The following is a 25393-nucleotide window of genomic DNA, read 5'->3' on the forward strand; positions in this document are numbered from 1 at the left end:
ACTTCCTTAAAGTGCAAAAAGCCTACCTTCTACAAATAAAGGTAGGCTCCCCAAACACACTCATGTTCTATGAGCGAGATTCCCTTCATTCGTAGAGCTTTAGCACTGTATGGCATAGGACATTGCCAGCTACATTAAAAATCACCTTATGTCGATGATTTCTGTTGACCCATTGGCGTCTCTGGACGTTTTTGGGCAGCAGCATATCTCCATACAGGAGCCTCACCTAACGAAGTGGTTGTACGTATTTACTTGTCCGCTATCATCGAAAAGGCAGCGATGGTTACCGTTGCGCCAATTGAGATAAACATGTTCCCTTGATCATGTGACTCACTGTCCATCTCTTACCACCTCCACTGCTTCTAAGAAAGGGATAGCTCAAAAAAAATCACCCTCATACGAATGAAGGTGATTACGTCATGTTTCCATTGTTCAAAAAACGAAAGCCTGATGCCAAGACGATCATAAGAAACGCACACTATAATCGTAAAGATGCCCCTTTATCGGGCATAGCGATGGCAATGGCCACTGTTGTCCCCCATTCGTAGAGCTTTAGCACTGTATGGCATAGGACGTTGCCAGCTACATTAAAAATCACCTTATGTCGATGATTTCTGTTGACCCATTGGCGTCTTTGGACGAGCAGCAGCATATCTCCATACAGGAGCCTCACCTAACGAAGACATTTATGAAATTTTTTACAACTCATAGACTACATGAAGATATTTTACCTGTCAATAGGCGAAAAGCCGGAGGATTGCATTCCTCCAGCTCTCTTTACCCTTTATTGGATATTTTATCGATAAACAAGGCGATCGCGCCATCTCCTGTCACATTGGTTGCTGTGCCAAAGCTATCTTGGGCCATATAAAGAGCAATCATTAAACCGATAGCTGCCTCACTAAAGCCGAGCATCGAGGCTAACACTCCCGTGGCGGCCATTACAGCTCCTCCAGGAACGCCTGGTGCTGCGATCATGATGACTCCTAGCATTGCGATGACGGGGAGCATTGTGAAATAAGTTGGTGTCGCAAGCCCCTCCATCACCATCATGACTGCTAATGAGCAGCTGACGATCGTAATCGTACTCCCTGATAAATGAATCGTTGCACATAACGGGATCGAGAAGTTGGCAATATCTTCTTTGATCCCATTTTGTTTTGCTTGCCTTAATGTAACTGGAATCGTAGCCGCACTACTCATCGTACCTAAGCCGGTAAAATAAGCTGGGAGCATTGTTTTCAACAGAGCGAATGGATTTCGGCCAATATAGGAACCAGCCGCGACATATTGAATCGTAATCCAGACCCAATGGGTGAGAATCGCGACCACTAACACGACGCCAAATACTTGCAATGTGGCGAAGACGGTTCCTTCTGCCGCAATCCCTGCAAAAATACCAGCGATGTAAAAAGGCAATAACGGAATGATCGCTTTCACAATGATTAACTCAACAACTGCTTTTCCTTCATCAAAAAAACGGATCAAGGTATCGCTTTTCAACATCGTCATACTTATACCGAAAGCAAATGCTAAAACTAATGCAGTCACTACACCCATGATCGGTGCAATTTCAAAATCAATAAAACTTGCCAGACTAGCCCCTTCCTCTGGAACGCCTCCATCTTTTGCGACATACGGCATGACAAATGAGGCCACAAAGAATGCTAACGTGCCCGCTAGTAGTGTAGATACATAAGCTGTTCCTACCGTAAGACCAACCATCTTCCCTGAACCATTTCCTAGCTTCGTCACCCCTGAAGCAATAAAAAACAAAATAATGAGCGGGATCATAAAGCGAATAAACTGACCGAGAATCACCTCAACGGTTAAAAAGATCCGTGTGATCCAATCAACACCTAGGAGACCGACGATAATTCCGACAATGATTCCTGCAAGTAACTTGAGAATAAGCTTCATGCTCCATTCCCTCCTCTATTGATTAAGCGAAAAACGTTTCTCTTCCCCTGTCCCTTACCATAGCGTAAGCTTTTCTGCCTCTCTCGATGAAAGGCTTTTCTATTTCTATATTTTCCACTTACCAAAAACATTCATATTGTTCTGACATCGGTAGAAGAAGGGAAGCAAATGTCCCCTTTCTTTTTACCGAACAAGCTTTTTAAATTTCCGTTTGCCCACTTGTACGATGAGGCCATCCTCTATTTCCACTTGTAACTGGACGTCTTCGATTTTTTCACCGTTAAGCTTCACTCCGCCATTTTGCACCATTCGCCGTGCTTCACCTTTTGATGGCAATAAATCGAGGGTCACAAGCAAGTCCACAATCCAAACAGAGGATTCGCCATCCCACTTCACTTCTGGAATGTCCGTTGGCAAATCTCGCTTTTGGAAGACCGTTTTAAAGTAATTTACGGCTTCTTCAGCTTCGTTTTCGCCATGATACATTCGAACAAGCGTAGCGCCAAGCTTCATTTTCGCATCGCGTGGATGGACACTTCCATCTTCTAGGCCTTTTGCGATCGCTTTTACTTCATCCATTGATAAATCGGTCGCTAACTCATAGTATTTCACCATGAGCTCATCTGGAATCGACATGGCCTTTCCAAAAATCTCATTTGGCGCCTCATCAATACCAATGTAATTGTTTAAGGATTTAGACATTTTTCGTTCTCCATCCAATCCTTCGATTAACGGCATCGTGATCGCAACTTGCTTATCGTTTCCATAAGCTTCTTGAAGCATGCGCCCCATCAGCAGGTTGAACTTTTGATCCGTTCCGCCTATTTCAATATCCGACTCTAACGCTACCGAGTCATACCCTTGCATGAGCGGGTAGAAAAACTCATGGATGGAAATAGGCTGACCTGACTTGTATCGCTTTTCAAAGTCATCCCGTTCAAGCATCCGAGCGACGGTCATTTGACTCGCAAGCTTAATGACATCTTCAAAGTTAAGCGCGCTTAACCATTTTGAATTATAATGTAACGTTGCTTTTTCCATATCTAAAATTTTTCCGTACTGCTCCACATACGTCCGAGCATTCGCTTTCACTTGCTCATCGGTTAGCTGCTTTCTCGTCTCAGATTTACCAGATGGATCCCCAATTCGCCCGGTAAAATCCCCGATCAACATTTGCACCTCATGGCCAAGATCTTGGAATTGTCGCAGCTTATGAAGGACAACCGTATGACCGATATGAACATCAGGGGCTGACGGGTCCATCCCTAGCTTTACTTTTAACGGCTTACCTGTCCGAACCGACTTTTCAATTTTTTCTCGTAAAGCTTCTTCAGGGACAATTTCCACTACCCCACGCTTTAGAATTTCAAGCTGTCGCTCCACCTCTTGGGTTTGCTCTGGCGTTAACGCTTTTTCCTCCACGGTACATTCCTCCTGTATTGAATGTTAGATCGTTTATAAAAAAATAAAAAAACCCCTCCCACATAAGGGACGAGCTTACTCGCGGTACCACCCTTTTTGGAGAAATAGTAGCATTTCTCCCAACTCCAACATGATAACGGCATGCCCCGTTTCTTCACCAAAATAGCAAAGAAAAAGCTCCAAGCTGTACTTCACGAGTCGCCTTTGTACTGATTTGCACCAACCACCAGCTCTCTTTTTACAGGGAGACGTTCGCTACTGTCACTCTTCAACGCTCAATATTGATTCCATTCGTTTTTATCATACTGCCTCATAAAAGTCAAGAATCGCCTTTAGACAAGCTTTACGAAATCATATCGACATTCGACAGTTTGTGCTATAATGACTCATGATATTATCCCTTCTTCGTTCACAAAAGGAGGCTGAACATGAAGAACGCCCTTTCGCAAATCCGTTCTCGCATTCAAACGATTATTACCATATTGCGAGAGAAGAAGATCTTTCGAGGGATTGGCGTAACCTATTTAGTTGCTTGGAACTTAACCCTTGTCTTTCTCGTTGGCGCCCTTGTCCTTTTCGTGTTTATCGGAAGTGCAGGCGCTGGCTATTTTGCTTCTCTCGTCCGGGATGAGCCTCTCCGCTCGGCAGATGAGATGAGGCAGGATATTTTTGATTATGAAGAAACGAGTCAAGTGTTCTTTGCAAACAATGTCTATCTCGGGGAACTTCCCGCAGAAGTAGAACGCCATTACGTTGCCCTCGACGACATCTCAGAACATCTCATACACGCGATTATCGCCACCGAGGATGAATACTTCTACGAGCATGATGGCATCGTTCCAAAAGCCATCCTACGCGCAACCTATCAAGAATTTGCTGGCTCTTCTGTCCAAACGGGAGGAAGCACGCTTACTCAACAGTTGATCAAAAACCAAATTCTAACGAGTGACGTTTCTTTTGACCGAAAAGCGACTGAAATTCTTCTCGCCATGCGCCTTGAACATTTTCTCGAAAAAGAAGAAATTCTTGAAGCTTACTTAAATGTTGTACCATTTGGACGGAACGCCTCAGGCAGGCAGGTCGCAGGTGCTCAAGCAGCGGCAAAAGGCATTTTCGGCGTTGACGCCAAAGATTTAAACCTGCCGCAAGCTGCTTTTATTGCTGGTCTTCCGCAAAGCCCATTCGGCTATACACCGTTTACGAGCACAGGGGAAGTAAAGGAAGATCTAGAGCCTGGACTTAGACGGATGAAAACCGTTTTAAACCGTCTTTACACCAATGGATACATTACAGAAAGTGAGCTAGAGGAAGCGCTAGACTATGACATACGTGAAAACTTAACAAACCGTAAAAAATCGCCTATTGAAAAGTATCCATACTTAACCTATGAAGTGATGAAACGTGGAGAAGAAGTCCTCTACAACTTAAAATTAAAAGAGCTTGACGTTGATTTAGATGAGTTAGAGGAAGAAGAACGGCAATCACTTTTAAACAATCTTAGAGAAGAAGCGAAACATGAATTACGCCATAATGGCTACCGCATTCATACGACCATTGACAAAAACATTTATGAAGCGATGAATAATGCAGTCAAGGACGACTCCCTTTTCGGACCGACGATTGCAGGGGAACAAGAACAAGTCGGTGCTCTCTTACTGGAAAATTCGACAGGGGCGATCAAAGGGTTCGTTGCTGGTCGCGATGAAGGAAGTGCAGAAGACCAATACAACCACGCGACGCAAGCGTATCGTCCAAACGGATCAACGATGAAGCCGCTTTTAGCTTACGGTCCAGCGATGGAGATTGGTGCCGCTCAACCAGGTTTCGTCATTCCTGATACACCTGCAACGTATCCAGGCACTTCAACACCTATTAACAACTTTGATCGTACGCATATGGGACTCATCTCTGTTCGTGAATCGCTTGCCCGCTCTCGTAACGTTCCTGCCGTGCGTGCCTTTTTACAGGTGCCACATGAACAATCACGGGAAACGATGCGTAAGCTTGGTTTTCAGCTAAACGACGGAGAACCGTACCCTGCAGCAGCGTTAGGAGCAACCGATCACAACGTCACAGTAGAGCAAAACACGAACGCATTTGCTACGTTTGCAAACGGTGGTCAATACGTCGAATCCTATATGATCGAAAAAATTGAAACAGCAGACGGAACCGTAATTTATGAGCATAAATCAAAGTCAGTTGACGTGTTCACCCCACAGACATCGTACTTAATGATCGATATGATGCGCGACGTGCTCCGCGGTGTCGGAACAGCGAATTCTTTACCAGGACGAATGAAATTTTCTGCCGATTGGGCAGGAAAAACAGGAACATCAAGTGAGGTTAAGGATTCTTGGTTCGTTGGACTAAATCCGAACGTCACCTTGGGCGTATGGATCGGTTATGATACACCGAAAACGATTCAAAGCCCATGGAATGGCTTACGCTACGGGCCGCGTACGCAACAAATTTGGGCGCGAATTGCCAATGCTGCTTATGATGAAAATCCTGAGCTGATGGCACCGAATCAGTCGTTCGAAATGCCTGAAGGAATCGTCCGTCGATCCGTTTGTAGCATCACAGGAACCGCACCATCAAAAGCGTGTGAGCAAGCAGGGCTTGTGACATCCGATTTGTTCAACGCAAAGTTCTTGCCGAAATCTGGAGATGATGGTTTAGAATCTGCTCGTTACGTCACGATTAATGGAAAAAACTATTTAGCTCTTGATTCTACGCCACAAGAGTTCACAGAAGCTGGGCTACGGCTATCATCAGGGGCTTGGAACATGGACAACATAGGTAAATATTTGCCAGATAACCTAAAAGGATTAATTCCTGACAAAAAAGCACCGAATAACGGAAAAACGCCTGGTCCTGTCTCAAATATCCGCTTAAACGGCACGACGCTTCAATGGGATAAACATACAGCAGGTGACATTGTCGGGTATCGAATCTATCGAGTGAATGGTGGCTCGACAGAACGGGTTGGCTCTGTTAAAGGAAACGAAACGACATCTTATAACGTCAGCAACGGTAACCATTCTTATTATGTAACAGCCGTTGATTCGGTTGGTCGTGAATCTAGCCGCTCCTCAGCCGTTGATTCGGTTGGTCGTGAATCTAGCCGCTCCTCAGCCGTTCAAGGAAAAACTGCGAGCGTCTCATCAAAGAGTAGCCAGACATCCTCAGATGAAAAGAAAGAGGAGAAGAAAAAAGAAGAGAAGAAGGAAGAAAAGAAAGAGGAAAAGAAAGACGATAAGAAGAAGCAGGAGAACGAGCAAAACAACAAACGCGAAGACGATAAACCAGATGACGACGGAGGATCCGACGATGGGGATGATGATTCTTCTTCTGACGATGACCGTTAGGAATACGATAGGGACCCTTAATTAATATGATACCTATAGATAGGACACTTGAAAAAGAGTGTTCATCTATAGGTATTTTTATACACTTACATTTAGAGGGGCATGGGTAGAAGATCATTTTCAACGCGGTCTCTTAGGCGTAAACCTAACCTTTAGAATGCATTTTCCCCTTTTTCCTAGAGCCTGTGACAAAGTTAAAAATCAACCTTTTTCAGACTCTTTTTCTCCATAGGATGCTTTTTACGGTTTTGCTAGAATCATCTGTCTGTTATAAAACGCTCACTCACTTCTAAAAGACATATCTCCTTTACAAGAGGCCGCTTTATCCAATAATCTATTTCACGATTATCATCTCTATCTTCAAAACTTGCCTTGAATCCTTTTGCACGACCCTCTATTGATTAAAGTCGCATTTATTTTTTCTACAATACCAAGCTGTTCTTTTCCTTCTATCGATTTAATTAAAAGTGTTGTTGCTCTCTTTGCTATGTCTACAAATGAAATATCTATCGTTGTCAAAAGAGGGGATAAATATGAGGCAAAAAACGAATTATCAAAACCTACAATCGAAATGTCCTCTGGAATATTCAATCCTAACTCTGCAATGGCTTTGTAAGCTCCAATAGCCATTGTGTCGTTACTGATAAAATGGCCGTGGGCTTATTTGACCCATTGAGTATAGACTTTATCCCTTCGTACCCGCTATCCTCAGTGAAATCTCCTTGAAAAATGTGGTCTTCACTAAGCTTTAATCCATGATAACTTAATGTCTCTTTAAATCCATCTAGTCTTTCTTTAGCAGATACTTTATTTAGATTCCCTGTTATAATCCCAATTTTTTTATGTCCGAGTTCAACTAAATGATTGACTGCTTTCGCACTACCCTCATAGTTATCTGGATTAATATAAATAGCATTATGTTCTTTACTATATACTTCGCTTGTATCAATCATGGCTATCTTATATCCTTGTTTAATGAGCTTAAAAATAAACTCATTTTCATCTTCTTGTGTTCCAACAAAAATGGCACCTTCAATCATTTTTTGATTGAAAATACTCTCGACCTTCTTTAAGTCCTCTTTCGAATAAACAATCGATATGATGACATAATAATCTAATTTGTTGGCTTGATCACTTACTGCATTAATAACGGGAGCAAAAAAGGGGTTGTTGTAGATTAATGTATCGTCAGTCGTTTTGAGATGATGTGTGCCATCGTTCTTCACAAAGAAAAAACAGAAATGAAAACTAAATATTTACTTTTTACCATCTTCCATCCTCCTTATAGGGATCATTTTGTTACTATCCGTTAACTAACGCGTGTTAGTAAACAGCGAAAAATTTGTTGTTACTTTTTCGGTAACAACTTTAAAAAATTCGGAATTTTCGAAAGCGCTTTCAATCCTATTATAAATGAATCTTAAATAAATTCAATCTTTTTCACTACTTTTTCTATTAACTGCAAAAAGTCAGGTTATCATACAGCGCGTAGAAAAAATATTATTTTCCGAGGGTAAAATCCCCCAAAATCAACTGAAATAGCTAAATATCGGAGAATTCGATTTATGCTACTTTTTGTAACGATTCTTTTCTCAATAAACAATTTTGCCTCATTCACTACCTCAACATTTGATTAAGTGCTAAAATAAAGCCCCTACAGGATTGGTTCCATAGGGGCTGGATGCTTTTAATCTTCCATTGTCGAAAGGTCTCCCGTAGGTAAGTCTAGCTCCCATGCTTTTAACACACGACGCATAATTTTACCGCTGCGTGTTTTTGGTAGCTTATCCTTAAACTCGATCTCTCTTGGAGCGGCATGGGCAGCAAGACCTTCCTTCACAAATGTGCGAATATCTTCTTTTAACTCGTCGGTGAGTTCATATCCATCGCGAAGGGAGACAAATGCCTTGATAATTTCGCCACGAACTGGATCAGGCTTTCCGATAACTCCCGCTTCAGCTACAGCAGGATGCTCTACTAGCTTGCTTTCTACCTCAAATGGACCGACTCGTTCCCCTGAGGTCATAATGACATCATCAATTCGGCCTTGGAACCAGAAATAGCCATCTTCATCCATATAAGCCGAATCACCAGAAACGTACCAGCCATCAATTTCAAAATAGCTGTTATACTTTTCTTCATTTTTCCATATGGCACGCATCATCGAAGGCCAGCCTTTGCGGATCGCTAAATTCCCCATCCGATTCGGTGGTAGCTCATTCCCTTGATCATCGATGATGGCCGCTTTAATTCCTGGCAACGGTTTTCCCATTGAGCCTGGGCGAATGTCCATTGATGGATAGTTACAAATTAATTGCGCTCCTGTTTCTGTCATCCACCACGTATCATGAATACGCAAATCAAACACTTTCATCCCCCAGCGGACAACTTCTGGATTTAATGGTTCACCCACGCTTAAGATGTGGCGCAAAGACGATAGATCGTACTTTTTCACGAGCTCATCCCCGGCGCTCATTAACATTCGGAATGCGGTTGGTGCACTGTACCATACGGTTGCCTTATATTTTTGCAATGTCTCATACCAATCTGCTGGGCTAAAGCGACCACCGCGAATTACATTTGTCGCTCCACATAACCACGGGGCAAAAATCCCGTACGACGTCCCTGTTACCCAGCCAGGATCAGCAGTACACCAATAGACGTCATCCTCTTTTAAATCTAACACCCATTTTCCTGTTTGGTAGTGTTGAATCATCGCATTGTGGACGTGTAATACTCCTTTTGGCTTCCCGGTAGATCCTGAAGTATAGTGTAAAATCAAGCCGTCTTCACGGTCCACCCATTCAATTTCTAAGTCATCCGATGCTTGAGTTAACTTAGAGAGAAAATCACGATAAGGCCCTTCTTCTTCAACATGATCACCGACGATAAATACCGTTTCCAAATGTGGCAATTGGTCGACTGGTACACGTTGTAACAGATCTGGAGTTGTGATGAGAACTTTTGCTTCACTATCTTCTAAGCGATCTCTGACTGCCCCTTCCATAAAGGCTTCAAAAAGAGGTCCAACGATCGCACCAACCTTCACTGCGCCAAGCAATGCAAAATAAAGTTCAGGTGAGCGTGGCATGAAAATAAAGACCCGATCCCCTTTGCTGACTCCAGCATCGCGAAGAACGTTGCCAGCTTTATCTGTATACTTCTTCATATCAGCAAATGTATACTGCTCATCCCTTGTTGCGTCACTATAATAAAGAGCCACTTTATCTTGTCTGTTTGATTCTGCATGACGGTCAATGGCTTCATAGGCGAGATTCACTTTCCCTGTCTCATACCATGAAAACTGTTTTTCAACAGAAGACCAATCAAAGGTAGAGACAGCTTCATTGTAATCTTTTAGATTATGGTTCCCCTCTTTTGTTGGAAGCGCTTGCAAGTTCATCAACCTCATCTCCCTCTCTTATTTTCAAATTCTCGTACTATTATAGTACAGTTAGAAAATTTTTTCAATTTCAAATTGTGTATTGGTTTTACTTATGAGAAAATTATCATGTGGCAATCCGCAGAACAAACAACAATTTGGGGCAACATCATGTATACTATGAATAGATATACAACCAAGGAAACAGAAAAAAGCGCGAGCGTAAATACGAGCGCTTCGATCATTAAAGGTGGTTCAAGTGATGATTCATAAAAAAACGTACTATGCGGTAAAGCACGAAGCCAACGGATTTTCCCTCGTCCTTGAAGGTCCTTTATCAGGAAAACAGCTTTCGGAGCTCGACTTTCATGAAGGGCTCGTCGCTTTTCGTCCACCTAAGGAACAGAGAAAGGCCTTAATTGAAATAGCCGATTTACCCGAGGGCCGAGTGAATATTGTCCGTCATGAGCAAATGATCGTCGGCTATGTGACCTTTGTGTACCCAGATCCGCTGGAACGTTGGTCACAAGGACAAATTGAAAATTTAATTGAGCTTGGTGCGATCGAAATTGCCCCTGAATATCGCGGAGCTCAGGTTGGAAAAAACCTTCTTAGACTATCGATGAAAGACGATGCAATGGAGGATTACATCATTATTACAACGGAGTATTACTGGCATTGGGACTTAAAAGGGAGTGGTCTCAATGTATGGGAATACCGAAAAGTGATGGAAAAAATGATGAACGCTGGCGGTCTGGAATGGTATGCGACAGATGACCCTGAAATATGCTCCCATCCGGCTAACTGCTTGATGGCCCGAATCGGGAAAAGAGTGGCCCCAGAGTCGATTCAGGCGTTCGATCAGCTGCGCTTCCAAAACCGGTTTATGTACTAATTCTACTCTATAAGACACTCAAAAGAGGTGATCGTTTTCATGCTCATCGAAGAGATTATGAAACGTAACGTCGTCACAATCCATGAACAAACAACGATCAAAGAAGCTTATCAGACGATGATTCTAGAAAAATTCCGCCACCTCCCTGTCATTACCAAATCAAAGGACGTTATCGGCATCGTAACAGATCAAGATATACGTGATGCTAGCCCGTCCATATTCCATCGTGATGAACATCAAGAGGACTTGCAGAAACCCGTATCTTCCATCATGACAAAGGATGTGATTACCGTCCATCCTCTAAATTCAGTCGCAGAGACCGCGAGACTTCTTTATGAAAATCGCATTAGTTGTCTGCCAGTGACAGAAGGGGAGCAGCTTGTCGGGATCGTAACAGACACGGATGTTCTGCATACGCTCGTAGAATTGATGGGAGCTCACCAGCCGAGTTCACAAATTTATGTGCGCGTGGAAAATAAAGCTGGCCAATTAGCAGATGTAGCAGCAATTATGAAACAGCGGCAAATGAATATCGCAAGCGTCCTCGTCTACCCAGATAGGGAAGATGAACGTTATAAAATTTTAGCTTTTCGCATTCAATCGATGGATCCAAGGGGAACAATTAGTGACCTCCAATCAAAAGGGTATCACGTGCTGTGGCCCAACATTCCAGGGATCGCCACATGAAAAAAGCAAGCTTTGTCTACTCAGAAAACCAGCTGTCGTATCAATTTCATTCGACCCACCCCTTTAACCATCAACGTTTGCGATTAACTTATGATCTGTTAAAAAGCATGGACGCTTTGGATGATTCAGAAATTGTAGCCCCTCGTGTAGCCACAGAGGCTGAACTCCGCCTCATTCACGATCAAGCGTTTATCGATGCAGTGAAGGCTGCCGGTAATGGAACGTTAAGCGATGGGGTCGCATTGAACTATGGTCTCGGAACGGAAGACACTCCGATATTTAAAAACATGCATGAAGCCGCAGCCCTTCTTGTCGGGGGCACGCTAACTGCTGTCGATCAAGTGATGGAAGGTCATGCCGAGCACTCCTGCCACCTAGGCGGCGGCTTACATCACGGGTTTCGTGGGAAAGCTTCAGGCTTCTGCGTTTACAATGATAGCTCAATCGCGATCGAATATATGAGACGCAAATTTGGTGCACGTGTTCTTTACATTGATACAGATGCCCATCATGGTGATGGTGTCCAATGGGCGTTTTATGAGGAGGACGATGTTTGTACATTGAGCATTCACGAAACCGGTCGCTACCTTTTCCCAGGAACAGGGAACTTTAATGAAAAAGGGCAAGGCGAAGGATATGGTTATTCGATTAACATTCCTCTCGATGCGTTTACGGAGGATGACTCCTTTTTATTCGCCTACGAACAGGCCGTTACAAACGTCGTGAAATTTTTTAAACCAGACGTCATTTTAACGCAAAACGGGGCTGACGCTCACTTCCATGATCCGTTAACACACCTTTGCGCCTCAATGCGAACGTTCCGCTACATCCCTCAGCTTGCTCACGCCCTTGCCCATGAATATTGTGAGGGCCGATGGATTGCTGTCGGTGGTGGCGGCTATGATATTTGGCGAGTGGTTCCACGGGCATGGGCTATGATATGGCTTGAGATGACCGATCAATTGCAAAAAGCTAACGGGCCGTTACCTGAGCGATGGCTCAGTAAATGGACCACATATGCTCAGCATCCTTTGCCTTCACATTGGGAAGATGAAAATGAAGAGTTACCTACCATTCCGCGCCGTGATGAAATTACAGAGAAAAACAAGAAAATTGTCGAGAAGGCATTGTATCACATTTACACAGAATTGAAAACGCAAACATAGACAGTTTATGAAAACATGTCTAGTTGTCGTATATGTGCCGAGAGACTGGAGATAAACTTGGCATTCCAGTCTCTCGTTCCTATGTAAGCTTTTTGAGCATCCCACTTACAATTAATTGTGATTGCTCACTGGCGATTTTCGTAAATTCAGCAAAGGATATATTCGCTTCCTCGTTCGCTTTATCAGAAATCGAACGAATTACGACAAACGGAATCTGATTCAGCGCTGCCACTTGAGCAACAGCTGCCCCTTCCATCTCAACACAAACAGCATCAAATTTCTCAGCAAGCTCTCTCACCCTATGGCGATCAGCAATAAATTGGTCACCGCTCACAATTCGTCCCTTAACAACCTTTCGTCCCGTCTCGTTTGTCGCTACATCATAAGCTACAGATGCAAGCCATTCATCTGCTAAAAAGTCAGATGATCGTTCAAACATCGGAATTTCTCCTCGCTTGAATCCAAGAGGGGTACCATCCATGTCATGATGCTGAAGTGATGTAGAGATGACAAGGTCTGCAACTTCAAGTGAAGGAGATAAAGCTCCAGCAACCCCAGTAAAAATGATGGCGTCTACATGAAAGTGGTCAATTAATAATTGGGTTGTCATCGCGGCGTTCACTTTACCCACACCTGATTTAACGAGTACGACTCGTGCCCCATGAATGGTCCCTTCATAAAAACAAACGGTCGCTAAAGTCGACTCGCTGATGACATCCATTTGCTCTTTTATTAATGCTAGTTCTTCCTTCATTGCGCCAATGAGACCAATTGTTTTCATGGTCTTTTCTTCCCCCTTTGGAAAATAAGTAATCATTTCTTTGTCAAACAACAGATTGCCACCGTTAGTATGTCACAAGTCAATCCTCTGCCATTATCCATGTGCTTCCTAGATTGTAGAAAAAAACAACCCTCATGCAAGAGGATTGTTAAGTTGCTGCATTAAAACGTATCATCTGGATTTGTGGTAGGGTCTGAGATAACGATAATAACCCTACGGTTTTGCTGCAGATTTTCTTCTGTTGTGTTCGGGACAACAGGCCTTGTATCACCGAAGCCTGTAGCGATAAACCTACTAGGGTCAACATTATGATGATCGATAATATAACGAATGACACTGCTCGCTCTCGCACCTGATAATTCCCAATTTGAAGGGTAACGGTACGTCGAGATCGGCCGGTTATCGGTATGACCTTCCACTTTGACGATATTCGGAATTAATTCTACTAAGGTTCCGACCTTATCAAGAAATGGTCTTGCTCCTGGTAAAACCTCAGCTTCTCCTGTCTCAAAGAGAGCTTGTTCTTGCAAAATGAGAACAACCCCTCGATCATCCCGGGTGGCAGAAATTTGTTCTGTCAATTCATTCTCTTCTAAGAACTCTTCCACCTCAGCTAGCAGTTCATCAAGATCCACTTCATCCTTTTGCTCATCGCCATACTCTCCTTCATCGAACGGTTCTTTCCGCTCTTCTCCCCGATCTTCTTTTGGACTTTCAAAATCGATTGCAGAGGGAAGGAATTCAAATACTTGTCGCTGTTGAAACGACTCTGCAATGGCTCGAAACTTTTGCGCATCAACTACAGACATGGAGAACAAGAGGATGAAAAAGACGAGAATGAGCGTCATCAAATCAGAAAAAGTAACCATCCATCTTGGTGCTCCTTTTTCTGGCTGACGTTTTCTACGCTTCATTCGCTTCGTCCCCCGTTTCTTCGTCTGCTTCCTTATCTTTCTTCGTAATAAATGCGCTTAGTTTCTCTTCAAGGATTTTCGGGTTCTGACCTGACTGAACACCGATTACTCCTTCAATAATAATCTGCTTCACAAACACTTCGCTGTCTGTTTTGTTCATGAGCTTGGTGGACATCGGTAAGAAGACAAGGTTTGCTAACACCGTTCCATAGAGAGTTGTCAACAAAGCCACCGCCATGTTTGGTCCAAGAGTTGATGGATCATTTAAGTTTTGCAACATTAACACGAGTCCGATTAATGTACCGATCATTCCCCAGGCTGGCGCATACTCTGCCGCCTTATCAATCAGCGCTCGGCTCTTTGTATGCCGCTCTTCCATCGCGGTCACTTCAGCCATCATAATGTCTTTAATCACATCTGGTTCAATACCATCGACAGCAAGAAGGATCCCTTTCCGAATAAACGGATCTTCCACCTCTTCATCAAGACCGGCTTCTAATGCTAGTAGCCCTTCTCTTCTTGCCTTTCCTGACAGATTCACGAATGTCTGTACAAGTTTCCCCAAATCGTGATCTTGCGTTCGAAAGGCCTCCATTAGTACTCTTGGCACTTGTTTTAACTCGGTAAAAGAAAAGGTAATAACGAGTGCCGATACGATTCCTCCAATAACGATAAGAACGGAGGAAATCTGGATGAAGAAGACGATTCCTGAAGGACCAGAGTTTGAGAACACAGCTAATAATAGAACTGTAATTCCAAGAAAAAGACCCACAGGTGTTAAAATATCAAATTTTTTCATATCCCTCTCCCTGCCTATCACGTGATGAATCTAGATGTCACGGAGAGCTAGGGTCTTGTCGATTGGCGAAACTCAATGCGGTGCGGAAGTTCGACGATATGCTCACTTACCTCTTCTTTGTTCATATACTTAGTCAATAACCGCATGGAAACAGCCCCTATATCATAAATAGGCTGGACTACTGTTGAAAGGGTTGGGCGAACCATTGTCGCTAGGCGGGTATTGTCAAAACCGATGACTTCAATATCATCCGGGATATTAAGTCCATGATCCTGAGCCCCATGAATAATACCTAACGCCATTTCATCGGTTGCTACAAAGATCGCGGTCGGTCTTTTCTCTAGCTTCGTAAAGACGTTCATCGCATCAATCCCTGAATCATATGTATAATCGCCGATGACGACCATCGATTCATCGAATGCAACGCCTCTCTCTTCCAACGCTTCCCGGTAGCCTGCATATTTTTGATAGCCATTTACAGGATCCTCTAACGACCCAGAAACCATGCCAATGGAAGTATGTCCTTTTTCAATTAAATAGGTGACAGCATCGAAAGCAGCTTGTTTGTAATCGATGTTTACAGATGGGATTTCTTTTTCTGCATCTAAAGTTGCTGCTAATACAACTGGAACATGCGCCCGCTTGAATTCTTCTGCATGCTCATTTGTAATTTCTCCACCCATGAAGACAATACCATCCACTTGTTTCTCTAAAAGAGTGTTGATGAGATGGATTTCCTTTTCTTTGTTTTGATCAGAGTTACAAAGAATGATGTTATACTTGTACATCGTCGCGATATCTTCAATCCCCCGTGCAAGTTCTGCAAAGAAGATACTTGAGATATCTGGAATAACCACCCCAACTGTCGTCGTCCGCTTACTCGCCAATCCTCTTGCTACAGCATTTGGTCTATACCCAAGTCGTTCGATGGCTTCCAGCACCTTTTTTCGCGTCGCTGGTTTTACATTTGGATTGCCATTGACCACTCGGGATACCGTTGCCATAGATACCCCTGCTTCACGTGCAACATCATAAATCGTAGTATTCAATGTGATCCTCCTCTATCTAAAGGAATAATTTTTCATATGAATGTATTGTTATCATACGATACTATGAGGAGGTCCGCAATGTCTTACTCTACTTATATCGACATTAATGAAAAAACTTTCAACATTTTTTCATAAAAGGCGAGTTCTTTTTGATCGTAACTCGCCCTATTTCAACACGAACCTACTCCTATTTATACCTTTCCCATTTTTTAGCTTATCCACTCTATGTAGATGTATTTTTTGGCCATAGCCGATCGTTATCAGATAACAGCGAAAAACTCCTCATTATTGAGGAGTTTTCGTTGCATCTTTGTATAGTCCTGATGCAATAAGATCATCGACAAATGCATGGAATTGCCCGATGTCCATTTGTTGTGCTGAGTCTGACAAAGCAACAGCAGGATCTGGATGCACTTCAGCCATTACCGCATCGGCGCCGATAGCAAGAGCTGCCTTTGCTGTCGGGAGAAGCAGATCACGTCGGCCAGTAGAGTGAGTCACATCTACTAGAACCGGTAAATGCGTTTCTTGCTTCAAGATTGGTACCGCTGAAATATCGAGTGTGTTTCTCGTTGCTTTTTCGTAAGTGCGAATGCCACGCTCACATAGCATGATCTGCCCATTTCCTTTTGAAACGATATACTCTGCCGCGTGAATGAATTCAGAAATCGTTGCTGATAGACCTCGTTTTAATAGAACAGGTTTGTTCACAGACCCGGCAGCTTTCAACAGTTCAAAGTTTTGCATGTTACGGGCTCCAATTTGAATCACATCGATATAATCGATTGCTTCTTCAAGGTCCGCTGGCGTTACAATTTCACTAATGACCGCTAAGTCGAACTCATCTGCCACACGTTTTAAAATTTTTAACCCTTCAAGTCCTAATCCTTGGAAGTCGTAAGGCGATGTTCTTGGCTTGTATGCACCACCACGCAATAGTTTAAGTCCTCTTGCTTTTACTTCCTTTGCTACAGCCGCTACTTGCTCGTAGCTTTCAACTGCACAAGGTCCCATAATAAGACGTTGCTCGCCATCGCCAACTGTTTCCCCTTTCACGTTGACAATCGTGTTCTCAGGGTGTTTTTTCCGTGAAACAAGTAGCGCTTTACGGTTATCATCTTCTTGAAGTTCGAGGCTTGCTTTGAAAATTTCCTTAAAAATATGTTGGAGGGTCGATGTTTCAAACGGCCCTTTATTGTTTTCTGCGATATGGTTCAACATATTTCGCTCGCGAACAGGGTCAAAACGATTAACGCCTTGCTTGCTCTTTAGCTGACCGATTTCCTGCACGAGTTGCGCGCGCTCATTAATCAATTCAAGAAGCTTTAAGTTTACCTCATCTAACTTATCTCTTAACAAATCTAGCTGCTCATTGCTCACTATTCTCCACTCCTTCGTTTTGCTTGGCTTCTATCGATTACGGACTATTATAAACGATCCTTTTTCAAATGTCACGAACTTTTTCTTTATTAATTAGACGCTTTTAAGCACTAAAGTAAAAATAGTACGAAAGGATGACGCCCAAGGTAAATTTCGCTAAAATAGAAGAAGCGGTATACGTTTGCCGCCTTTATTTTGAACAAGTAGGTGATCGATCCATGACACAGAATACCGCTTCGCCTGTTTTCGCTCTTGATATTGGAACGCGTACAGTCGTTGGTCTTCTATTAAAAGAGGAGAACAACGGCTATGAATTGCTCGATATGGAAGTCATGGAGCATGCGGAACGCTCCATGCTTGACGGTCAAATCCATAACGTGCCTGCCGTCGCCCAAGTCATTGGTAAAGTCAAGTCAACGTTAGAAGAACGGCATGGACCCTTATCAAAAGTATGTGTTGCAGCTGCTGGTCGTTCATTACGAACCCAAAAAGCTGCCTTTGATATGAACATTGACGGAAAGCCCATGCTAACGAGAGACGATCTGCTCCATCTCGAGTTGAGTGCTGTGCAAAAAGCCCAGTTTGCCCTCGCTCAGGATAAGAAAGATGAGGCTTCTAGGAACTATTATTGCGTTGGCTATTCAGTATTGCATTATAAGCTAGATGATGAAGAGATCGGAAGCCTTCTCGATCAGACAGGACAAACGGCCGCTGTAGAGGTCATTGCCACCTTTTTGCCAAAAGTCGTTGTGGAATCATTAATGGCCGCATTATCCAGAACTGACTTGTCACTCGAAGCGCTGACGCTGGAGCCTATCGCAGCCATTAACGTCCTCATTCCTCCTTCTATGCGACGGTTAAATGTGGCTCTTGTCGATATTGGAGCAGGCACATCCGATATTGCGATTACAGAGGAAGGAACTGTTACCGCTTATGGGATGGTCCCGGTGGCTGGAGATGAAATGACAGAGGCTTTAAGCGATCAGTTTCTTCTTGATTTTCCCGATGCCGAGCGAATGAAACGAGAGATAACGGTTCATGATGAGGTCACCATTCAAGATATATTAGGGATGGAAACCACTTTAGCAAAAGAAGATGTGCTAAGTGCTATACGGCCATCGGTTCAAACGTTAGCCCATGCGATTGCCAATGAAATTCTCAACTTAAATGGTAAAGCACCAAAGGCCGTAATGCTCGTTGGAGGGGGAAGCTTAACACCAGAGCTCCCGCAACATTTAGCCCGTTGTCTCCAGCTTCCAGACAATCGAGTCGCTGTTCGAGGCATCGATGCCATTAAAGATTTAAAACAAGTATCTGAAGAATATAAAGGTCCAGAATTGGTGACACCGATCGGCATTGCCATTGCAGCGAAAGAAAATCCGATTGAATATATAAGCATCACGGTAAACGGCCGAACACTACGGTTGTTTGATGTGAAAACGTTAACGGTTGGAGATGGATTAATCGCTGCTGGGATCGACATTGCGAAATTATATGGAAAACCAGGTTTAGCTGTCATGATGACTCTCCAAGGTCGACTCATTACGATCCCAGGAGAGCATGGGGAACCTCCGATGCTTATGAAAAATGGAGAAGCAACGAGCCTTGATGAACCGTTAAAAGCAGAGGATCGAATCGAAGTAATACCTGGGCAGGATGGAAAAAAGGCTTCACCCAAAATAAGCGATTTGATTGATGAGGTGCCTACTTTATCGATTGAAATTAACGGAGAAGCAAAGCAAATAACAGGAGTAATTACAAAAAACGGAAAACCTACTTCTTTAGAGGCGGCCGTTGAAGAACGGGATGTTATCGATGTCATGCTCCCACAAACGATTGCTGAAGCGTTTGATCAGTTAGGGATTTCCTTTTCTGAGCCAAAACCATTCACTGTTTTTGTAGATGGCCAAAAGATAGAATGGACAGATGAAGAAGGAAGGTTGCTAAAGAATGGCATCCCGGTAACAGGGGAGACACCTTTGAAGGCTTTCGACAAAATTGATTACATTCATAAAGTGACAAAGCCATATACAATTAATTCATTATGGGAAAAGCTGAACCTTCAACCTACAATGACGATCACGGTCACCGTTAATGGACAACCCGTAACATTGGAAAAAACGACGATGGCGTTTTGGGAGAACGACAGGTGCTTAGATCCTAACGAGCCGCTTCGATCCCATCAGTCGATCATTCTAAAGAAAAAGGAAATACAGCCATTTACATTTCAAGATCTCTTTTCTGTCATCGATATTGACCTCTCCCCTTCCCGTTACCGTTCGGTACGTTTGCTGCGAAATGATCATGAAATTGAATTGCAAACGCAGATTAGAGATGGCGATCAATTATACATTCAATTAGAAGAACGAGCAAAAAGCTAAGCCATGAAGGCTTAGCTTTTAAGTTCTTCCTCGACTTTCTGTTCGAGGTCTGCTGCTTCTTTTTTCGCTTCCTCAGTTACCACTTCAACCGATTGCTGCACTTCCGATGTCAATTCATCGGTAAGCTGTTTCGCTTCATCGTATCCTTTGTTCGTAAGCTCCTTCACCTTATCCATGACTTGGTTCGATTGATCACTAACCGTTTTTGCTAAATTTGTTGATTTTTCTTTTGCAATCGACGCCCACTCATTTCCTTTTTCGTAGGCTGAAGATGTAAACTGGCTTGTTTTTTCACGGGCGATTTGTGCTTGATCACTTATATCGCTTCGAAGTTCTTTTCCCGACTTAGGTGCTAATAATAGAGCGGCGGAAGCTCCAACAATTCCACCGATCAGCGTACCGATTAGAAAGTCCTTCGTGTTCATTTCTGCCATTATAACTCCTCCTTGGTTTGGTTTACATCTTTCACTTTCGTTCTTTCTTTAAAGCGTTTGTATAGATCAATGGCAACATTGCCCCATTGAACCACTTGTGCAATCTGACCTGATTGTCGTTCAGTTTCTGTAGCGACCCGGTCAGCGACATGACGAACGGATTGATTCACCTGTTGGACGGCTTGTCCCATATCCTTAACAGAATCGAAAACCGTATTTAACGACTCTGATTTTTGCTGGAGGTCATCAGCCAACTGATTGGTCCGATGCAGCAATTGTTCCGTTTCTTTCGTAATCCCTGTCATTTGCTTTTCGAGCCCTGCCATTGTGTTTGCAACATGATCCAACGTCTTTGTCGCGGAACGGAGCGTACGAATAACGAAAATCACTAAAATTGCAAAAGCAAGGGCAACGATCATGGCGCTTATGTATAATAAGCCTTCCATATGACACCTCCTTACATAGATGGGTGTACCCAATTTGGCCATTCATTAAACTAGCGTTACCCTTCATTATAAACGTTTTCGCAGTTTTTTTCTAATCTCCTTCAACTTTTTTCAAGTAACTAGGAACTAAACGGCATATCGTTTACAATAAGGTAGTGACGATAAAAGGAGGGACCGTGAATGAGAGATCCAAGAATAACAGAGCTAGCAGATAACCTAATTAACTACTCGATTAGGCTTCAACCAGGCGAAAAAGTATTAATCGAAAATTTTGGCTTACAGCGTGATTTAGTAACAGCCCTTGTGGAAAAGGCCTATGAAGCAGGTGGTTACCCATTTGTCCTATTAAAAGATTACCAAGTGGATCGCTCACTTCTTCTAGGAGCACAGGAAGAGCAATTAGAACTGATAGCCCATGTAGAAGCGACGATGATGGAGAAAGTGGACGCATACATCGGCTTGCGCTCTGGAGATAACATCTCTGAGCTTTCCGATGTCCCTGGAGATAAGTTGGCTTTATGGGGTAAAACTGTTGGTACAAAGGTTCATCGAGAAATCCGTGTACCTAAGAAGAAGTGGGTTGTCCTTCGGTACCCGAACCATTCTATGGCCCAGCTCGCAAACATGAGCACAGCAGGCTTCGAGGATTTTTATTTTAACGTCTGTAATCTAGACTATGGAAAAATGAGTCACGCGATGGATGCCCTTGTTGCGCTCATGAACCGGACAGACAAAGTTCAGATTAAAGGTCCTGGTACTGATTTAACCTTCTCGATTAAAGGGATCCCTGCAGTCAAGTGCGCAGGAGAAATGAACATTCCAGATGGTGAGGTATATACCGCCCCTGTTCGAGATTCGGTGAATGGAACGATCAGCTATAATACACCTACCCCATATCAAGGGTTCACCTTTGAACAAGTATCCTTTACTTTTAAAGATGGAAAGATTATCGAAGCGACTGCCAACGATACTGAGCGAATCAACCGAATTCTTGACTCGGATGAAGGCGCTCGATACATTGGAGAATTTGCCATCGGTGTAAATCCATACATTCTTCACCCGATGAAAGACATCCTCTTCGACGAAAAAATCGATGGGAGTTTTCATTTTACACCGGGACAATGCTATGACGATGCCTTCAATGGAAACCACTCCACCATCCATTGGGATATTGTCATGATTCAACGCCCTGAATACGGCGGGGGAGAAATTTATTTTGATGATCAGCTTATCCGGAAAGATGGCCGATTTGTCATTGACGAACTACAAGGACTTAATCCAGAAAACTTAAAATAACGACAGGAGCGTATGATTTAGCTACCGCAGAGTGTTAAATGGCGGTAGCGTCGTTTTTCTATAAAAAGTATAAAAAGCAGCTTCCTCATTTTGAGGAGTAGCTGCTTTTTTATTTTTCCGTTACGTTGTTAAGACGTGCTCATACGCCTGTTGAAACTTTTGAATGTCCCCGGCTCCCATAAAAAGAAGAACACCGCTTCGATGATCTTGCAACGGAGCTAGGTCATTTTCTGACAACAAGTGAGCACCAGGAATTAACGCTTGCAAATCTTCAATCGACAACGAGCCTTTGTTTTCCCTAGCCGATCCAAAAATATCACAAAGGTAGACGTGATCGGCTTGCTTTAAAGCTTCCGCAAACTCATGTAAAAACGCTTTTGTCCGTGAAAATGTGTGGGGCTGAAAAATCGCAACTACCGGCCGATCTGGGTATTTTTGCTTTGCGGCCTCAATCGTTGCGGAAATTTCTGTCGGATGGTGGGCATAGTCATCAATAAGGATTTGACCGCCCAGCGTTTTTTCCGTAAAGCGCCGTTTCACACCTTCAAACGTTTTCAGTTCGCGCGCTAATACCTCAACCGGAATGTTTTCATAATGGCAAAGAGCGATAACCGCTAACGAATTCAGGACGTTGTGTTTCCCGAATCTAGGAATTGTAAAATCCCCATAATGATTGTTGCGAACGAACACTTGAAAATGCGTACCCTCAGATGTAACTTCGATGTTTCGGGCTTGAAAATCGTTGTCTTCATTGAATCCATAATAAACCACTGGTACATTCGCATGAATGCCTTGGAGCTGCTCGTCATCCCCGCAAGCGACAATTGCTTTTTTCACTTGCATCGCCATCTCTTGAAAAGCCGAAAAAACATCGTTAATATCGTCAAAATAATCAGGATGGTCAAAATCAATGTTCGTCATAATACAGTAGTCTGGTCGGTAGTTTAGGAAGTGACGACGATATTCGCAAGCTTCAAATACAAAGTAATGACTATCTGCCGCTCCTTTACCAGTTCCATCACCGATTAAAAAGGATGTTGGGCAATGAGAGCCTAGCACGTGAGAAAGTAAACCAGTCGTAGACGTTTTTCCATGGGAACCCGTAACAGCAATGCTTGTAAACCGCTGGATAAATTCACCTAAAAACGTTGGATAGGACTGGATCTCTAAGCCTTGCTCTTTCGCTGCTACCACTTCTTCATGTTCGTCTGAGTAAGCAGCAGAAACAACTACCTGTTGTCCTTCTTTTATGTTTTCTTTCTGAAAAGGAAAAATAGGAATCCCTTTTTCCTCTAAGGGCTTTTGTGTAAAAAACCGTTTTTCGACATCGGAACCTTGGACCTGATAGTTCATGTCATGTAGGACTTGTGCCAAAGCACTCATACCCGATCCTTTAATTCCGATAAAATGAAAAGTTGTCATGGGGGAACCTCCATATGTTTGTGGTTTCAACCGCGTCCATAATAAAGGTATCATCTGTATCCAATAATTATTGAATTATTATAACAAACTTTAACCTTAACACCAATCGACCGAGTGAACATTCTTTTCCAGTACCACACATCATAGAAACATGCCATTTCCACTTTAAACATTTATCCTTGATACAATATAATCAATTCAATATACATGTGTGAGTAACAGGAAAAGCACAGATTTCCCCTCCATTCCAGAGGGACCTTAAGCATATAGTAGCCTGTCGCAAAGCGGCAGGCTAAAGATACGTTCTTTATTCTACAACTTCAAGGCGAGGGTTGTCGCGATATTTTCGTCCTGCTTTTGCTTGCTCTTTTCCGTTCAGAATTACGTTGTCACCAGTAAATCCGATATGTATTTTTAACAGACTACTACCAACACCGTAAATATCTACCGGCACTTGTTGTTTTTCATATGCTGCAATTCTCTCCGCATTGAATCCTCCAGTTGCGATGATTTTCACATGTTGAAAACCTTCTTTGTCCAACGCCTCACGAAGAGCGAAAAGTAGTGGAGGATTCACCCCTCGAGGGTCGAACGACCCCATTACTTGTGGATTGCGACAAAAGTACTGATCGACCATCGTCCGTGACGTATCGACTCGAACTCCTTTTAACTTCTCGCCAAAAGCTCTAGCCACCTTTAATGAGTCGGTAATCACATCATTATTATAGTCTACAAGTGCTGTTAATTCATCCGTAGGGTACGTTTCATAATAGGCTTGAGTTGCTGCGACAACATCGCCTTCAAACAGCTGAATTAAGGCATGCGGCATCGTCCCCATCCCTTTTTTCCCCCACCATTCGTTCATCGCATGGGTCGCTTGTGCCGTTGATCCACCGATGTAAGCAGCGTATCCATCACCAGACTGTTGGGTAAAATGGTCGTCACGATCCCCCATAAAAATGACTGGCTTTTGTTTACCAGAGAGACGCGCTGCTTTTACGACATTGTATACGTTCGTCGCAACCGATGTTCGCCTCGCAAAAATGCCATCAATAATTCCTTCTAAATAGCCAAAATTTTGATATGGGCCTGTTACGGTTAGTACTGTTTCGAACGGGGTTATTTTGTCCCCATCTTTCAGTGAACGAATCTCAAGCTCGTCCGGATTTTTTGCGAATGTCTTAATGAGAGCAATGACCTCATCCGTTCCGCACAAAATCGCATGCTCTTTTTGAAAAAATTGCATCGTCACCGTATTGTTCGAACGATATTTTTCAACAATGTTTCTCGTTTTCAAAAAATAGACAGCGGAAAACCATCCGTCCCGCACCCGCTCATCAAATTTGAAGGTTTTATTGGTCAAGCGTTTAATCTTACCTTGCATTTTTTGTTCGATTTCTTTCATAACCAATTTAACTCCCTTGCCATCATCCCTTGTGTCTTCTCCTCTCAGGAGACCGGAACGAGCTCTTTTTCTCTAGGTCTATGTGATCATTTGACAATCTACCATCTATCATATAAAACCTTTGCTTGGAAAACAAGCGTCACAATACCCGTGATTGTGTCAACCTTTTGTGGGAGGAGTATTTTCCATCCTCATATGTGTAAGCGAATTCAGGATTTTAGGGTTCTCCTCGTTGAGAATCTTATG

General features: G+C 43.2%; 19 protein-coding genes, 1 pseudogene, 2 riboswitches and 1 other annotated feature. Of the genes and pseudogenes, 7 read left to right on the forward strand and 13 right to left on the reverse strand.

What is annotated here, in order from left to right; translation table 11 throughout:
• Positions 1-77: 77 nt before the first annotated feature.
• Positions 78-241: riboswitch (M-box (ykoK) riboswitch) on the reverse strand.
• 178 nt (positions 242-419) lie between these two features.
• Entirely contained in the window at positions 420-548 is a 129-nt protein-coding gene (locus E2L07_RS21535; protein ID WP_276399890.1) for a hypothetical protein, read from the forward strand.
• Positions 530-688, reverse strand: a riboswitch (M-box (ykoK) riboswitch). It overlaps the preceding gene by 19 nt.
• An 89-nt stretch (positions 689-777) precedes the next feature.
• Here E2L07_RS21535 and E2L07_RS12830 read toward each other — a convergent pair.
• Both E2L07_RS12830 and tyrS read right to left on the reverse strand, forming a co-directional pair.
• Complete coding sequence (locus tag E2L07_RS12830; RefSeq protein ID WP_053430496.1) at positions 778-1920, reverse strand: dicarboxylate/amino acid:cation symporter; 1143 nt, start codon at positions 1918-1920, stop codon at positions 778-780.
• A gap of 183 nt (positions 1921-2103) precedes the next feature.
• Positions 2104-3342 carry a tyrosine--tRNA ligase gene (gene tyrS, locus E2L07_RS12835; RefSeq protein WP_134229752.1) on the reverse strand — a complete coding sequence of 413 codons (1239 nt, stop codon included), beginning with the start codon at positions 3340-3342 and terminating at the stop codon, positions 2104-2106.
• 62 nt (positions 3343-3404) lie between these two features.
• Positions 3405-3623 (reverse strand) — a binding site (T-box leader).
• 147 nt (positions 3624-3770) lie between these two features.
• On the opposite strand from tyrS, the gene E2L07_RS12840 reads away from it, so the two are divergent.
• A complete protein-coding gene (locus E2L07_RS12840; protein ID WP_134229753.1) occupies positions 3771-6710 on the forward strand; it encodes a transglycosylase domain-containing protein in 2940 nt (979 codons plus the stop codon).
• 360 nt (positions 6711-7070) lie between these two features.
• On the opposite strand, the pseudogene E2L07_RS12845 reads toward E2L07_RS12840, so the two are convergent.
• Positions 7071-7936: pseudogene (locus tag E2L07_RS12845) on the reverse strand (substrate-binding domain-containing protein).
• 461 nt (positions 7937-8397) lie between these two features.
• Positions 8398-10113, reverse strand: coding sequence for an acetate--CoA ligase (acsA, locus tag E2L07_RS12850; RefSeq protein ID WP_134229754.1), 1716 nt, complete (start codon positions 10111-10113; stop codon positions 8398-8400).
• Between the two features lie 241 nt (positions 10114-10354).
• On the opposite strand from acsA, the gene E2L07_RS12855 reads away from it, so the two are divergent.
• The 3 genes from E2L07_RS12855 to E2L07_RS12865 are packed head-to-tail and all read left to right on the forward strand — an operon-like array spanning position 10355 to position 12840.
• Positions 10355-10987 carry a GNAT family N-acetyltransferase gene (locus tag E2L07_RS12855; protein WP_134229755.1) on the forward strand — a complete coding sequence of 211 codons (633 nt, stop codon included), beginning with the start codon at positions 10355-10357 and terminating at the stop codon, positions 10985-10987.
• A gap of 39 nt (positions 10988-11026) precedes the next feature.
• Positions 11027-11674 (forward strand): acetoin utilization AcuB family protein, encoded by a 648-nt coding sequence (locus tag E2L07_RS12860; RefSeq protein WP_134229756.1) that lies wholly within the window; start codon positions 11027-11029, stop codon positions 11672-11674.
• Positions 11671-12840, forward strand: coding sequence for an acetoin utilization protein AcuC (locus E2L07_RS12865; protein ID WP_134229757.1), 1170 nt, complete (start codon positions 11671-11673; stop codon positions 12838-12840). Before E2L07_RS12860 ends, E2L07_RS12865 begins: the two co-directional genes overlap by 4 nt.
• A 79-nt stretch (positions 12841-12919) precedes the next feature.
• Here the strand turns inward: E2L07_RS12865 and E2L07_RS12870 are convergent, their stop codons facing one another.
• The 5 genes from E2L07_RS12870 to E2L07_RS12890 form a co-directional block, all read right to left on the reverse strand.
• The gene (locus E2L07_RS12870; RefSeq protein WP_053431929.1) at positions 12920-13621 is read right to left on the reverse strand and encodes a 5'-methylthioadenosine/adenosylhomocysteine nucleosidase; all 702 of its coding nucleotides are present in this window, start codon (positions 13619-13621) and stop codon (positions 12920-12922) included.
• A gap of 161 nt (positions 13622-13782) precedes the next feature.
• Entirely contained in the window at positions 13783-14535 is a 753-nt protein-coding gene (motS, locus tag E2L07_RS12875; protein ID WP_010899381.1) for a flagellar motor protein MotS, read from the reverse strand.
• Positions 14525-15334, reverse strand: a complete 810-nt coding sequence (gene motP / locus E2L07_RS12880) for a flagellar motor protein MotP (RefSeq protein ID WP_010899382.1) — start codon at positions 15332-15334, stop codon at positions 14525-14527. The genes motS and motP overlap by 11 nt, the downstream gene beginning before the upstream one ends.
• A gap of 47 nt (positions 15335-15381) precedes the next feature.
• Positions 15382-16383, reverse strand: coding sequence for a catabolite control protein A (gene ccpA, locus E2L07_RS12885; RefSeq protein ID WP_053430490.1), 1002 nt, complete (start codon positions 16381-16383; stop codon positions 15382-15384).
• A 285-nt stretch (positions 16384-16668) separates the two neighbouring features.
• Positions 16669-17763 carry a bifunctional 3-deoxy-7-phosphoheptulonate synthase/chorismate mutase gene (locus E2L07_RS12890; protein WP_010899384.1) on the reverse strand — a complete coding sequence of 365 codons (1095 nt, stop codon included), beginning with the start codon at positions 17761-17763 and terminating at the stop codon, positions 16669-16671.
• Between the two features lie 218 nt (positions 17764-17981).
• Between E2L07_RS12890 and E2L07_RS12895 the strand changes: the two genes are divergently transcribed.
• Positions 17982-20144: a cell division protein FtsA gene (locus E2L07_RS12895; RefSeq protein WP_134229758.1), complete on the forward strand. Its 2163-nt coding sequence runs from the start codon at positions 17982-17984 to the stop codon at positions 20142-20144.
• A gap of 11 nt (positions 20145-20155) precedes the next feature.
• On the opposite strand, the gene E2L07_RS12900 is transcribed toward E2L07_RS12895, so the two are convergent.
• Together E2L07_RS12900 and E2L07_RS12905 are read right to left on the reverse strand one after the other, a co-directional pair.
• Entirely contained in the window at positions 20156-20578 is a 423-nt protein-coding gene (locus tag E2L07_RS12900) for a YtxH domain-containing protein (RefSeq protein WP_010899386.1), read from the reverse strand.
• On the reverse strand, positions 20578-21024 hold the full coding sequence (locus E2L07_RS12905) for a DUF948 domain-containing protein (protein WP_053430487.1): 447 nt from the start codon (positions 21022-21024) through the stop codon (positions 20578-20580). The genes E2L07_RS12900 and E2L07_RS12905 overlap by 1 nt, the downstream gene beginning before the upstream one ends.
• A gap of 180 nt (positions 21025-21204) precedes the next feature.
• Between E2L07_RS12905 and E2L07_RS12910 the strand changes: the two genes are divergently transcribed.
• Positions 21205-22320 (forward strand): aminopeptidase, encoded by a 1116-nt coding sequence (locus tag E2L07_RS12910; protein WP_010899388.1) that lies wholly within the window; start codon positions 21205-21207, stop codon positions 22318-22320.
• Positions 22321-22440: 120 nt separating this feature from the next.
• Here E2L07_RS12910 and murC read toward each other — a convergent pair whose 3' ends face one another.
• Positions 22441-23742, reverse strand: a complete 1302-nt coding sequence (murC, locus tag E2L07_RS12915) for a UDP-N-acetylmuramate--L-alanine ligase (protein ID WP_010899389.1) — start codon at positions 23740-23742, stop codon at positions 22441-22443.
• 307 nt (positions 23743-24049) lie between these two features.
• Positions 24050-25147 carry a nicotinate phosphoribosyltransferase gene (locus tag E2L07_RS12920; protein ID WP_010899390.1) on the reverse strand — a complete coding sequence of 366 codons (1098 nt, stop codon included), beginning with the start codon at positions 25145-25147 and terminating at the stop codon, positions 24050-24052.
• Positions 25148-25393 lie beyond the last annotated feature (246 nt).

The organism is Halalkalibacterium halodurans (assembly GCF_004376175.1).
Taxonomy (GTDB): Bacteria; Bacillota; Bacilli; order Bacillales; family Bacillaceae_D; genus Halalkalibacterium; species Halalkalibacterium halodurans.